This window comes from Oceanobacillus sp. FSL K6-0127, from assembly GCF_037983385.1.
GTDB classification, from domain to species: domain Bacteria; phylum Bacillota; class Bacilli; order Bacillales; family Amphibacillaceae; genus Oceanobacillus; species Oceanobacillus profundus.
Genome location: NZ_CP150287.1, coordinates 684,707 through 697,221, shown reverse-complemented (window position 1 = coordinate 697,221; position 12,515 = coordinate 684,707). Strand labels below are relative to the sequence as shown.

Below are 12,515 nucleotides of genomic sequence, written 5' to 3'. Positions count from 1 at the left end.
TATACTTTATTTGTTGGCAGGTAAGCTTAGAAAAGCCACGAGTTTATAATATAGATATAGCTCCATTTTTCCTATAGCGATTTATTCAACAATAGAAAATCATGTCGTTGTCTAATTATGATTTTCTCCGTTAAAAACACAAAAAAGACCCTTTTTTACATAAATGAAAAGAGCCTTTGAAACGTTTTGATGCTAAATGTTTACCTTTTGCATCACTTTATCTGTTTTTCATTTTCCATTGAAAGATATAAATTGCTAACACGGTAATCACTAAACCATAACCTACTACCCACCATATATGAGGAAAGATGTTTGCATAATCTCCACTAAACACTGCTTTCCCCATATCAACAGCATGCACAAATGGAAGAGCATACGCGATTTTTTCAAACCAACCGCCAACTAATTCTAAACTAAACCATATTCCTGAGAGCCAAGCTGTTAAATTCGTTAGCAATGCCCCGCAAATACCTGCTACCGCCTTTTCATTGAAAATACTGCCACATAAAAGTCCTATCCCTATAAATAGAATCGCTACTGGTAAAACAGTAATAATCGCTAATAAAACATTTAATGTAAAATCCATTCCTAACATGATTGACACGCCATAACAAATCATTGCCTGCACCAACGACATCGGAATTAGGGGCAGCGTATAGCCGAGTATAAAATCATATGCTTTCATTGGAGTCGTAAACAAACGTGCTAATAATTCACTAACTCGGTCTTTTGCAATCATTTGTGCTGAAAATAAAGTCATAAACGACAAGCCAAAGACTACTATACCAGGCGCCAAACTGCTAATATGGAACAAATCGTTCGGAATATTCTGGTTAATGAATGTTAGTAATAATAATAGAATAATCGGAAACGCTAAGCCAAAGAACATGGATAAAGGATCACGTATGATTTCTTTCGTTGTGCGGAAGCCAAACATCATCATTTTCATATCGACACCCCTTCTACTAAAGCAACAAAGGCATCCTCAAAAGATAGCGTGGATGTTTTGACGATTAATTCCTCTGCTGTACCAAGCGCTTTCACTTCACCTTGCTTTAAAATACAAATACGATCTGATAAACTTTCCGCTTCCTCTAAATAGTGTGTCGTTAATATAATTGTAACATTGCCTTTTAACCCTTTAATAACTTTCCAGAGTTCACGCCTTGCTAAAATATCAAGCCCAAGAGTTGGTTCGTCTAGAAATAAAATATCTGGCTCAGTAATTAAAGCCATCGCGATACTTAAACGACGCTTCCATCCTCCTGATAATGTCTTGCTTCGTTGCCTTTGGAAGGGCATAAGCGAAAAGGTATCCATTATTTCTCTCACTCTTTGTTCACGGTCCCTTTTTGAAAAACCATGTATTCCTGTCATTAGCTCTAAATTTTCATATACCGTTAAATTCGGTGCAATCGCTGTTTCTTGCGGGGAGACAGAAATAACATTTTTCACTTGTTCTGGCTCTTTCGTCACATCATACCCGAAAATAGAGGCTTTGCCGCCAGTTGGCTTAACAAGACAAGATAGCATTTTGATAAGTGTTGATTTTCCAGCGCCATTGACACCAAGCAGTGAAAATAATTCGCCTTTTTTAATTGTCAGTGACACGTCATTTATAGACTTTTTATTACCATATTGTTTCGTTATATTTCTTGTTTCAATTGCAATCATTCATATTCCTCCTTTTTATTAAGGAGGACATTTTGCGGGAAAAATCCTTGCATATAATTTTGTGGGACAATCGCAAGTCCTCGTTCTTCATCACCAACAATAAGAAGAGTATTACCTGCTTCAATATGAAAAAGTTCTCGCGCTTTTTTCGGGATAACAATTTGCCCACGTTCTCCAACTGTCGTTGCACCAAAGTAATGCTTCCCTTTCGGCGGTACAGATACACCGGATTTCTCTTCATCATAGTTCACCAAATTATCAATCGTAACATCGTATAGTTCCGCTAGTTTGATACAGAAATACAAATCAGGTGTCGACTCCCCCTTTTCCCATTTGGCAACTACTTGGCGGGAGACGCCTAACTTTTCTGCTAAATCTTCCTGTGTATATTGATACTGTTGCCTGAGTCGTTTCAAATTCATATTTATCATACATTTCACACCTCCTCCCTTAGTATGCTATGTATTGAATTGACCGTCTATCAACATGGTGTAACATTAATGTTATGAATTGTTACCTGTAAATCATTCTTGAGGATATGTAATAATTTTATGCTAAGTGGCAATAAATAAAATGATTTACTAGAATGGGAATAGATTGGGGAATTATAATGATTATTAAGCTAACTTTCGAACTTATCCTCGGGTTTTTCTTGTTGTTTATTATTGTTAAGATTGTTGGAAGGAAAATCATTAATCAAATATCACCGTTTACTTTTATTGCCTCTATCATTTTGGGAGAATTACTTGGAAACGCTGTATATGAAGATAAAATTGGAGCTTTTTATATTTTCTATTCCATGTGCTTATGGGGATTTTTATTAATTATTGTTGAATTTTTGGGTCAGAAGCTTTTATTTTTCCGTGGTCTTTTTGAGGGAAAACCTGCTGCTCTTATAAAAAATGGTATTGTCGACAGAGAGGCACTGAAAAAACATCGAATGAATATCAATCAACTGCAAAGCTTACTTCGCCAAAGCGAAACATTTTCTATTCGGGAAGTTGCCTTTTGTTACTTGGAGGCGAACGGATCAATAAGCATTTTAAAGAAAACACCATACCAGAAAACAACAGTAGAGGATTTCAATTTACCCGTTAAACCTGTTTATGCTCCTGTTACGCTCATTCGCGATAGTAAAGTATTATGGGATGAAGTTAATGATCTCGGGTTTGATGAAGACTGGTTAAAGTCACAGCTCTTATCGAAAAATGTGGCAGATTATAAAAGTGTTTTTATAGCTGAATGGCTAGAAGACGACGGAATTTTTGTGCAAACTTATTAGACGGAACTGTCCCAAAATAACCTGGATAGTGGCTCTCCCAAAGTTTTATTCATACACTCTGTTTTAAAAAACAGGCTGTCTCCTCATAAATGAGATAGCCTGTAAATGTTGATATATAACTGTTTTAATTATTCATTTTGAGAACTTAGGTGCACAACGTTAATATTGTTTTGTATTGCTTGATATAAAAATAAGGATATACTTGATTTTTTTGAGAAAGCCTTGGTTCTGTACGTTATCTGAAGATACACCTAGAGCATCTGCAAGTTCTTTTATATCTTCATGATGATCAATTGATGTTATTTGAGCTTCGGGTAGTGTAAAAAATATTTTATCCTCATCCAATATAATAGGAACCAATCCGGTTCCACATGCCTGTACCAAGTGTCCCGATTTCCTGGGATACCCTCATTATATAGAAAGTAGAATTTAAGATAAGTATGCACTTTGATGACATCCACTATCGTAAAGGATAGCGTTTTAGTAAAATGATACTTTTGTTGAATTAACTCAATAGGTTTGTGCAACAACTGTTATTTTTTTAAGGTTCCTGAGTAAATTACCATCTATGAATTTAGACAAACTAAAACTGCCCTGCAATTGCTATAAATATACCGTACATTTCTTCTTCGCTTCCCTTATTATTCAAAAGAGGAGTGCTACCAGATAAGCAACATTATTTGTTGAATTTATAAAAAAAGATAAGTTATGGTCTAATGAATAACGTGTACTTCAGGAGAGTCTCCACCAGCTTCTCGATAAATCAAACCCACTACCTTACCACCTGAAGTTATATTAATTTCCAGTTCGTAATAATTTTCATACACGTCCTGTACTAGACCATATGCATACTGCATAAAACCAATTAGCTCCGTTTTTCCACTGGTTTCAATTGGAATCTCAATGTTTAACGATTGTAATTCTTCATCAACATAGAAACCATCCCCAACTATTCCTACATAATTCGGAAAATATTGTGCGATTTCATTCCCGAAATGCTTCAAAATCTCATGTTCTTCCGGATATTTTTTTTCCCCTTCAGAAGAAGGAAAAAGGATATGTTCTTCATTAATGGTCTCCCAATCCTCAATTGAATTACTACCACCAGGTACGCTCGTTTTGGCTGCAAAGTTTCCAGGTACGGGAGAGTATGGGTCTTCCTCACGATATAGGGTAATCATTATGGGTATGTCAGAAAGTCCTTCCGTTTCCCTCATGTTCTCCAATACTACTTGAGCTACTTCATACCCTTTTTCTAGCATGGCGTTCATTTCAATCTCTTCACTATAGGGATCACCATTCACAGGAACTCGAAAATGATAGACAGACTTTAATGCAATCCCAATAGAGATTCCCGCCAATTCAACCTCTTTGTCACCAACTTGTCTTAAATAATTATGTTCTAAAACATGTGAAAAAATACGGGGGTTTTTTCTATGTGTTTCTACATCCCAGTCATCTTCCCTGGCCGGATTTAAATCAGTGATCCAACTTAGTATAATATCTTCCGTTAAATATTGCCCCTCTTGAAAGTACAGTTCACTTGGATCAAATACATCTTGTGAGTGATGTTTCAGCCCTTCCTCTATTTCGTCTATATCTACACGATTCGAGATCTGGTTTGTAATTAATCCCCTTGCCACATTCGTTTTATATGGAGCAATCATTCTGTATGTTTCTTTAGATGATTGACTACTTAGAACTGATACTTCCTGTTCGTTATCCGTTTTTTGTGATGTTTCTTCCTCCATATTTGGCGCACAGCTCGCTAAGATCAGTAGTGTGCCTAAAAACCATATCATTGTTCTTTTCATCGTAACACTCCCTGGTTTTCTAAAACTTTCTTTAGATGGTGTTCATTAGATTTTGTTAAGATGTGTTTATTTTTATAATTTACCTAATTTGCCAATTAGTGGGATAAATCAACATAATCTATTATACCCGAATTCAAAGGAGATTTATAGTTAGGAAGAATCATTATTCCCTAAAGAATCGCTAAGGTAGTTTGCTCTTATCAATAGGAAGAAGATGATATTCCCAATGAGTTCTGCATTCATACAATTTATAAAACCCCTGCGTTTCATCTTTTGACATATATCCACATTGTTGAGACGCATTATTGAAAATCTCTTGTACGTAATCTTCCGGGGGATTATAGTGACTCAAATCTGGAGTAACATCAATCCATCCTTGGTCGGCATTTTTATCATATCTTGATTTTAAATCGTAAATAATCACCCCGTTTTTCCCTTCATTTTTTACTATTCTGATCTCACTTTCATCATTTTTTCCGTTTTCTCCAGCGATTTCGATAAACTCTTCAAGTATATCTCTGTTTTCCACATCGTCATAAGTTGATACAACATCATCTACATTCGGTTGATAATCTACCAATTGTTGCTGCTCTTCGGGGTCTGGGGCAGGGAATGTCGTTGACTCAATCTCACCTTCTCGCTTCATTAGTTGCGCCTGGGCAACTACCAAAGCGGATTGTAGTGCAAAAACAACCCCCTCGTTTCTACCCTCTTCTTCGCCATTTGTATTAATGTTATTGACCGCTTTCTGTGCATCATTAATTAGCGCCTGATTTGTTGAGGCTTTTATCTTGCTGGGTTTTTCCTCATCTTCGTCTACCACCTCAAATAAATTACCCACCTTTTCCTTTGCTATATAAATCTCATATTCGAGATACATATATCGCAATGCCCACCCTACAATTAATATCATAAATAAACTGATGATAATGCCTTTTCTCTTTGCTTTTGCAGCAGGTTCATTATCCGGCTTTGCTATTTCGTTGTCCCTATTCAACTAATTCCCCCTAAAAGGTATTTCCTGTCCTCTTTACCTTACTACATTATGATTATTATTTTACCTCATATTAGAAATTTTAAAAATACTTAATTTGGCCTTGCATTACACTTTGAAAGAATTCTAATGTAGATGAAAGCATCTAAATAACTATTTATATTGGTTTCATTACTCGAACTGAACTGTTAAGAAGTGTTAAAAAAAATAAACCTCCTATTTGAAGGTTCATACTATTTACCACCGGAGCCCTAATGCATCCAACATTTCTTTTTTGATTTAGGGGGTTCATCTGAAACATTTATTATTTCCTTTTCTCCTTGTAGGATAACCTCACTCGCACCGTACATTTCGTGCCGGTTTTCTTTATTTTGATTCGTTTTAAAGCCAGTTTGTTGTTTGCAGCCGGTGCTTCTATCAAAGATGTCCAATTCCGGCTCAGTCATACCGATATTAAAACCACGATGGATATTTACACGCATGTTACCGATGAAGCGAAGGAGAAAACAGCAGAGATGTTCCAGGAGTACATGACGTTTTAAGCTCGGGGTATTTAAGGGGTATTCAATTCTAAATTAGAATATAAAAAACCCTCTCTGCTTCATAAAAGCAAAGAGGGAAAACCCTTGGTATATAAGGTTTATTAACGTTTTGAGAACTGAGGTGCACGACGTGCGCCTTTAAGACCGTATTTCTTACGTTCTTTCATACGAGCGTCACGAGTTAGGTAACCTTCGCGTTTTAGAGTTGAACGGTATTCTGGATCTGCTTCTAATAGTGCGCGAGCGATACCATGACGGATAGCACCAGCTTGACCAGTGAATCCTCCACCATGAACGTTTACTAAAACGTCATATGTTCCTTGAGTTTCTGTTGCAGCCAATGGCTGGTTAAGAATCAAAAGTTGTGTTTCATATGGGAAATAGTCTTTTGCATCACGACCATTGATTGTAACATTACCTGTACCTGGTACTAAACGTACACGGGCAGTTGATTTTTTACGACGACCTGTTCCATAGTATTGTACTTGTGCCAATTGTTTTACCTCCCTTTTAATTACCCACGAAGCTCATAAACTTCTGGTTTTTGTGCTTGATGATTATGCTCTGCACCTTTGAATACGTGCAATTTTTTAGCCATTTTACGACCTAATGGCCCTTTTGGTAACATCCCTTTGATAGCAAGCTCTAGCATTTGCTCAGGGTATTTTGTACGCATTTCGTCAGCGTTGCGCTCTTTTAATCCACCTGGGTGGTTTGAGTGACGGTAGTACATTTTGTCATTGATTTTGTTTCCAGTTAATTCGATTTTCTCTGCATTGATAATGATAACATTGTCACCAGTATCTGCATGTGGTGTGTAAGTTGGTTTATGCTTTCCGCGAAGGATTGCAGCAACTTCACTTGACAGACGACCAAGACGTTGGCCTTCCGCATCCACAACGAGCCATTTGCGTTCAATATTAGATTCATTCGCCATGAAAGTTGTGCGCATGATAAGTTCCCTCCATATATTTAATCATTTTATTTGATTTAATTTTAATTCGATTTTTATATTCTTAACATAATTAGATTCCGGGGCTAATCATGGTTTAGAAATAAAATGCCATAAATCATAATATACCAAATCACACAGATTTGTCAAGTTAACTTGCAATTTATTTTGCAAAAAGAAACGATAATCAACATATTATTTTTCATAGGTTACATTCCACAAATAGAGCCCTTGTGGGGATATTGTCTTTCCTACTAGCTGACGGTTCTTTTTCTCTAGTAAAACAATAATATCGCTAGGTTCTCGCTTTCCTTGTCCAATATCTAATAACACACTAACCATAATGCGTACCATGTTATACAGGAAACCGCTCCCTTTGAAAACAAACTCGATCTCATCACCATTTTTTTGACATGAAGCCTGGTAAAGTGTACGAATTTTACTGCCCTTTGCTGTCGATTTTGCTGATGAGAAGGTTGTGAAATCATGTGTGCCAATTAAGTAGGTACAGCCTTCCTGCATTTTTTCCATGTCTAATGCATACGGAAAATTGTAGGAATAATTTCGTTTAAAAACATTCGGTTCTTCTGCATTCCAAACGAAGTAGTGATACTCCTTCTCCTTTGCACTATACCTTGCGTGAAAGTCTTCAGAGACCTCTTCCACCTCATCGATGTATATATCATCGGGGAGCAGTGTATTCATTGCTCGTTTCCAGTTTTCCTCTGGTATGGTGTATGGTGAATCAAAGTGAATTACCTGACCAATGGCATGTACACCCGTATCAGTGCGTCCTGACGCTTGCAGATGGATTTCCAACCCTTTATGCATCTTTTTCAAAACGCCCTCAATAGACCCCTGTATGGTCCGATTTTGGGGTTGTCTCTGAAACCCTGAAAATCGGGAGCCATCATATTTAATCTTACATTTTAACCTTGGCATCGCCTTCCAGCCTTTCCTTACCCATACATACGTGCGAGGATTAAACCCGCCACTACGAGAATAAATAAAATAAGAACAAAAATATCACGTTTTTCAATTTTTAATTCCCGAAGCTTGCTTCGACCTTCCCCACCCTGATATCCACGAGCTTCCATAGCCATTGCCAGCTCTTCTGCTCGCTTAAATGCACTAACAAAAAGCGGCACAAGGAGTGGGACAATCGCTTTAATTCGTTCTCTAATCGGCCCTGTGCGGAAATCAACGCCACGAGATGCCTGTGCCTTGGAAATCTTGTCTGTCTCTTGCATCAACGTTGGAATAAATCGTAAGGAAATAGACATCATTAATGCTAATTCATGAACAGGAAACTTAAATCGTTTCAATGGGTGCAGCATATCCTCAATAGCGTCGGTTATTTCAATCGGTGTTGTTGTGAGTGTTAATAACGATGTAACAAGAATAAGCAAGAAGAACCGAATTGAAATCGCAAACCCTTGAACCACGCCACCAGAATAAAATTCAAAAATCCAGAAGTCGAGTATGACTGTTCCTTCCTTCGTAACAAATAAGTGCAAAATAAAGGTAAACACAATTAAAAACCAAACCGGTGTTAGGCCTTTTATAATAAACCGTATTGGCACCTTTGAGGTAAGCATACACGTTAGGGCAAAGACGGTTAGCAAGCTATATCCCGCTACATTATTTGCAAAAAATACGATAAAGACAAAAAAGAAAATGATGGTTATCTTTGTTCTCGGATCAAGTCTGTGTACGATTGAATCCCCTGGCACATATTGTCCAATAATTAAGGTGTTATTCATGTTGATTCAGCCCCCTTGATTTGCTGCTGAATCGCTTCTGCAAGTTCTTTTACCGATTGCTTTTTAAATGGAATTGACGTACCAAATCTCTCTTGGAATTCATCCAAGAATTGAACTATTTCCGGGACATCGAGTTGTACACGCTGAAGTGCTTCCTTTTGGCTGAAAACTTCCTCAGGAGAACCTTCCATATACTTTGTTCCTTTATTTAAAATCAGTACATGGTCAGCATATTTTAAAGCATCCTCCATACTGTGCGTCACAAGTATAGTGGTTAAGCCTTGATCCTGATGGAGTTTATAAAACATATCCATAATTTCTTTTTGACCTCTTGGATCAAGCCCTGCTGTTGGTTCATCAAGCACAAGGACATCAGGCTTCACGGCGAGCACTCCAGCAATCGCAACGCGGCGCATTTGGCCACCGCTGAGGTCAAAGGGAGATCGTTCTAGAAGTGATTCATCAAGTCCAACTGCAGGGGTAATTTCGTTAATCCGATTTTGAATCTCTGCTTCTGATACACCAAAATTTTGTGGACCAAATGCAATATCTTTTGCAACGGTTTCTTCAAATAATTGATGCTCCGGATATTGGAATACAACGCCGACCTTACTGCGCAATTCTTTCATATCCTTTGGCTTCTCTTCCTTTGATAAGTGATAGCTGCCAATGGATACTTTACCCTCTGTTGGAATTGCAAGCCCGTTGAGATGCTGAATTAATGTTGATTTCCCAGAACCAGTGTGACCAATGATAGCAACATATGAGCCCGATTTTATTTGAAAAGACAGATCATCAATCGCTTTATGTGCAAAGGGTGTGTTTTGTTGATAGATATAGGTTACGTTCTCGAATGTAATGTCCATAGGTCCTCCAACAGTTCTTTATGATTTAACGGCTCGGTAGAAATAGCTACTCCTGCTTGTTTCAATTCACCTGCTAGAATAGCGACAAACGGAACATCCAGTCCAATTTCTCTTAGAGCTTCTTTTTGTGAAAATATCTCTCTAGGTGTCTGCTCTTTCCAAATTTCACCACTATTCATAACAATAACTCGATCAGCCTGGGCAACCTCTTGCAGGTCATGTGTTATGGTTATTAATGATAACTTTTCCCGGCCTTGAATACTTGCCACAGTTTGCATGATCTCCTGACGACCGCTTGGGTCAAGCATTGCGGTTGCTTCATCTAGAATTAGAACCTTTGGAGCAATTGCTAATACACTTGCAATCGCTACCCGCTGTTTCTGACCACCAGACAGACGATGTGGTTCTGTTATACGATAGTCCTGCATACCAACGGCTGCTAATGTGTCTATGATCCGCTTTTTCATTTCTTCACGAGGAACCCCGCGATTTTCCATTCCAAATGCAACATCATCCTGTACGGTCGCTCCAACAAATTGGTTGTCTGGGTTCTGAAAAACCATTCCTACTTCTTTACGAATATTCCAGATGGACTCCTCATTCACTACCTCGCCATCAATAATAATTTCTCCTTCTTGAGGAAACAGCAAACCGTTTAACAACTTAGCTATTGTCGATTTCCCTGATCCATTGTGTCCGATAATTGCTACCCACTCATTTTCATAGATTTCAAAAGAGCAGTTTTTTAACACCCAGGGCCCCTCATCTCCATATCTAAACGATACATTTCTAAACTCAATTATCTTTTTTCTCATCTAAAATCCCCCTCTACCTTGCTATAGCCCTGGTTTTATGTATTGAATTATGTATTGTCTACTTTAAAATGTGCAGTATCCTGGCGCATTCTCTGTCTAGTATCGCGTGGGCTAGAGACTACGGAGCATAAGCATTAGACACTCCGAGCGCCAAAACCATGCGCTCTGCGGTCTCCTGCTTATGTCCTGCGTCTCTGAACAAGCCCGCTTTACTTTTCTTTCTAGATCCAGCTATGGCTCCTAGAAACTCCCGTCATAAGCAATTCACACTTCAAGCGCCAAAACCATGCGCTTTTCGGTGCCTTGCTTATGCGTGCGTTTCTGAACAGTCGCCTCCGCCTTTCATTCTACAAAAAAAGGGCTTGGATTAACCTCGAGAGAGATTGAGTCCTGCCCTTGCCGCATTTTGCTTGATTAAACCAATTCAATGATTGCCATTTTAGCTCCATCACCTTGGCGTTCACCCAGTTTAAGAACACGTGTGTATCCACCTTGTCTGTCTTCATAACGAGCAGCAACATCATCAAAAAGTTTTTGAAGAACACTGTTTTCTTCATTAGCTTCTTTGTTATATAAGAACGCTGCAGCCTGACGACGTGCGTGAAGATCACCGCGTTTCCCAAGTGTAATCATTTTATCTACGATCGATTTAAGCTCTTTCGCTTTTGCTTCTGTTGTTTCAATCCGCTCATGAATAATTAAATCAGATGCAAGGTTACGAAGTAGCGCCATACGATTGTCTGTTGTACGTCCTAACTTTCTAGCCACGGACTATCCCTCCCTTTTCTGAAACTCTAAAGGTGACTGTATAAATCAGTCATCATTGCGTAAACCTAAACCTAGGTCCGCTAATTTAACTTTTACTTCTTCCAAAGATTTACGGCCCAAATTACGCACTTTCATCATATCCTCTTCAGACTTGTTAGCAAGCTCCTGAACAGTATTAATACCAGCACGTTTTAGGCAATTGTAAGATCTTACAGACAGATCAAGTTCTTCGATTGTCATTTCCATGACTTTCTCTTTTTGATCTTCTTCTTTTTCCACCATAATTTCAGCGTTTTGCGCTTCATCTGTTAAACCTACAAAGATATTAAGGTGTTCTGAAATAATTTTAGCGCCTAAAGAAACAGCTTCTTCAGGACGAATGCTTCCATCAGTCGAAACATCCAATGTTAATTTATCATAGTTTGCTACTTGGCCGACACGTGTGTTTTCAACTTGATACGTAACACGTGAAACTGGTGTAAAAATGGAATCAATCGGAATTACCCCGATTGGTTGCTCATCATTTTTATTATCATCAGCTTGGCGATAACCACGTCCACGCTCAGCAGTTAGCTTCATATGCAAGCTGCCTTTGCTGTTTAGCGTAGCAATATGCAAATCAGGGTTCATTACTTCTACATCACTATCATAAGTTAGATCAGCAGCTGTAACTTTCCCCTCACCTTGAACATCAATTTCCAATGTCTTCGTCTCATCAGAATAGATTTTTAGAGCGAGTTTTTTTAGATTCAAAATTATTGTTGTTACATCCTCAACAACACCATCAATCGTTGAAAACTCATGCAGTGCTCCATCGATTTGAACAGATGTAACAGCAGCACCTGGTAGTGAGGATAATAAGATACGACGCAAGGAGTTTCCAAGAGTGGCACCATATCCACGTTCAAGCGGCTCCACTACAAATTTCCCAAATGTAGCATCCTCGCTAATTTCAAGCGTTTCAATCTTCGGCTTTTCAATTTCGATCATTCAATAAAACCCTCCTTTAAAACGTCGAAACCCCGGCTAGACTGATTGTCTAACC

General features: G+C 38.2%; 15 protein-coding genes and 1 pseudogene. 2 read left to right on the top strand and 14 right to left on the bottom strand.

Going from position 1 to position 12,515, the window contains the following annotated elements; translation table 11 throughout:
- Positions 1-217: 217 nt before the first annotated feature.
- From MHH64_RS03405 to MHH64_RS03395, 3 genes are read right to left on the bottom strand one after another with little or no spacing between them, the layout of a single operon-like run.
- The gene (locus MHH64_RS03405) at positions 218-949 is read right to left on the bottom strand and encodes an ABC transporter permease (RefSeq protein ID WP_340002668.1); all 732 of its coding nucleotides are present in this window, start codon (positions 947-949) and stop codon (positions 218-220) included.
- Positions 946-1,674: an ABC transporter ATP-binding protein gene (locus MHH64_RS03400; protein ID WP_340002667.1), complete on the bottom strand. Its 729-nt coding sequence runs from the start codon at positions 1,672-1,674 to the stop codon at positions 946-948. Before MHH64_RS03400 ends, MHH64_RS03405 begins: the two co-directional genes overlap by 4 nt.
- Positions 1,671-2,105: a helix-turn-helix domain-containing protein gene (locus MHH64_RS03395; RefSeq protein WP_095313492.1), complete on the bottom strand. Its 435-nt coding sequence runs from the start codon at positions 2,103-2,105 to the stop codon at positions 1,671-1,673. The genes MHH64_RS03400 and MHH64_RS03395 overlap by 4 nt, the downstream gene beginning before the upstream one ends.
- A gap of 176 nt (positions 2,106-2,281) precedes the next feature.
- Here MHH64_RS03395 and MHH64_RS03390 point away from each other — a divergent pair, with 176 nt between their 5' ends.
- Positions 2,282-2,956: a DUF421 domain-containing protein gene (locus MHH64_RS03390; RefSeq protein WP_095313556.1), complete on the top strand. Its 675-nt coding sequence runs from the start codon at positions 2,282-2,284 to the stop codon at positions 2,954-2,956.
- 159 nt (positions 2,957-3,115) lie between these two features.
- On the opposite strand, the gene MHH64_RS03385 is transcribed toward MHH64_RS03390, so the two are convergent.
- From MHH64_RS03385 to MHH64_RS03375, 3 genes are all read right to left on the bottom strand, one after another.
- Positions 3,116-3,316 (bottom strand): hypothetical protein, encoded by a 201-nt coding sequence (locus tag MHH64_RS03385; protein ID WP_148617407.1) that lies wholly within the window; start codon positions 3,314-3,316, stop codon positions 3,116-3,118.
- 353 nt (positions 3,317-3,669) lie between these two features.
- A complete protein-coding gene (locus MHH64_RS03380) occupies positions 3,670-4,770 on the bottom strand; it encodes a CamS family sex pheromone protein (protein ID WP_095313496.1) in 1,101 nt (366 codons plus the stop codon).
- A gap of 181 nt (positions 4,771-4,951) precedes the next feature.
- A complete protein-coding gene (locus MHH64_RS03375) occupies positions 4,952-5,767 on the bottom strand; it encodes a hypothetical protein (protein WP_095313497.1) in 816 nt (271 codons plus the stop codon).
- A 383-nt stretch (positions 5,768-6,150) separates the two neighbouring features.
- Between MHH64_RS03375 and MHH64_RS03370 the strand changes: the two are divergent.
- Positions 6,151-6,306: pseudogene (locus MHH64_RS03370) on the top strand (site-specific integrase); the annotation flags it as partial.
- Positions 6,307-6,407: 101 nt separating this feature from the next.
- Here MHH64_RS03370 and rpsI read toward each other — a convergent pair.
- The 8 genes from rpsI to MHH64_RS03330 all read right to left on the bottom strand — a co-directional run bounded on the left by rpsI (position 6,408) and on the right by MHH64_RS03330 (position 12,460).
- Entirely contained in the window at positions 6,408-6,800 is a 393-nt protein-coding gene (gene rpsI, locus MHH64_RS03365; RefSeq protein WP_095313499.1) for a 30S ribosomal protein S9, read from the bottom strand.
- Positions 6,801-6,820: 20 nt separating this feature from the next.
- On the bottom strand, positions 6,821-7,258 hold the full coding sequence (gene rplM / locus MHH64_RS03360; RefSeq protein ID WP_095313500.1) for a 50S ribosomal protein L13: 438 nt from the start codon (positions 7,256-7,258) through the stop codon (positions 6,821-6,823).
- Positions 7,259-7,453: 195 nt separating this feature from the next.
- Positions 7,454-8,200, bottom strand: coding sequence for a tRNA pseudouridine(38-40) synthase TruA (gene truA, locus MHH64_RS03355; protein WP_340002666.1), 747 nt, complete (start codon positions 8,198-8,200; stop codon positions 7,454-7,456).
- A 17-nt stretch (positions 8,201-8,217) separates the two neighbouring features.
- On the bottom strand, positions 8,218-9,021 hold the full coding sequence (locus tag MHH64_RS03350) for an energy-coupling factor transporter transmembrane protein EcfT (RefSeq protein ID WP_118890049.1): 804 nt from the start codon (positions 9,019-9,021) through the stop codon (positions 8,218-8,220).
- Positions 9,018-9,887, bottom strand: a complete 870-nt coding sequence (locus MHH64_RS03345; protein WP_095313505.1) for an energy-coupling factor ABC transporter ATP-binding protein — start codon at positions 9,885-9,887, stop codon at positions 9,018-9,020. The genes MHH64_RS03350 and MHH64_RS03345 overlap by 4 nt, the downstream gene beginning before the upstream one ends.
- On the bottom strand, positions 9,863-10,702 hold the full coding sequence (locus MHH64_RS03340) for an energy-coupling factor ABC transporter ATP-binding protein (RefSeq protein WP_340002665.1): 840 nt from the start codon (positions 10,700-10,702) through the stop codon (positions 9,863-9,865). Before MHH64_RS03340 ends, MHH64_RS03345 begins: the two co-directional genes overlap by 25 nt.
- Before the next feature lie 414 nt (positions 10,703-11,116).
- Positions 11,117-11,470, bottom strand: a complete 354-nt coding sequence (gene rplQ, locus MHH64_RS03335; protein ID WP_095313508.1) for a 50S ribosomal protein L17 — start codon at positions 11,468-11,470, stop codon at positions 11,117-11,119.
- A 45-nt stretch (positions 11,471-11,515) separates the two neighbouring features.
- Entirely contained in the window at positions 11,516-12,460 is a 945-nt protein-coding gene (locus tag MHH64_RS03330; RefSeq protein ID WP_095313513.1) for a DNA-directed RNA polymerase subunit alpha, read from the bottom strand.
- Positions 12,461-12,515 lie beyond the last annotated feature (55 nt).